The organism is Protofrankia sp. Cr1, assembly GCF_963555865.1.
GTDB lineage: Bacteria > Actinomycetota > Actinomycetes > Frankiales > Frankiaceae > Protofrankia.
Genome location: NZ_CAUVXO010000608.1, coordinates 1,837 through 2,545 on the forward strand (window position 1 = coordinate 1,837; position 709 = coordinate 2,545).

Annotated in this window: 1 pseudogene; it reads left to right on the plus strand. The window is 74.8% G+C overall.

Annotated features, from left to right (window positions below):
• Nucleotides 1–277: 277 nt before the first annotated feature.
• Nucleotides 278–709: pseudogene (locus U9980_RS26630) on the plus strand (hypothetical protein); the annotation flags it as partial.

Genomic DNA, 709 nt, shown 5'->3' on the forward strand with positions numbered 1-709 from the left:
GCCGCGACCGGTATCGGTCTCGCCGGTACCGGTCTCGCCGTACCCCGCGGTATCGCCGGCGCCGGCGGGGTCCATGCCGGCGAGGTCCATGCCAGCCGGATCAATGCCAGCCGGATCAATGCCAGCCCGACGAATGGCCGCCCCCGTCACGCCCACCCCACGCCGCCGGCGCCTGGGCCGACGCGGGCTTGTCCTGCTCAGCTGTCTCACGGCGGCGGTTGCGACGGCGTCCGTCCTGGCCGTCGCAACCGCGGGCCGAAACAGCGGTCCGACGGGCGTGGACCGAGCCGCGGTATCCCGGCAGCTTGCCGGCAACGCGGACACACAGCGTCAGCGCGACCCAGAGCTGGCCGGCCAACTCGCCGTCGCCGCATACCGGATCGCCCCGACGACCCAGGCACGGCGCGCCATGGTCGCGTCATTCGTCGCGTCATCCGCGGTGTCGCTGCCACAACGCGGCGCGACGGTGATCGATGTCGCCTGGGACGCCCGTGGCCGGACCCTCGCCGAGGTCGACGCCGACGGCCGGGTCCGGCTGTGGGATCTCAGCGACCGCGGCAAGCCGACCCTGGCCGCCGAACTCAGCCCGGCGGTGACCGGGCCGGCAAGCGGTGTCGCGCTGAGCGCGGACAGCCGCAGCCTCGCGGTCGGCGGCGGCGACAACACCGCCCGGCTCTGGGCCGACCGGACCTGGGAGACCGGCGGAACC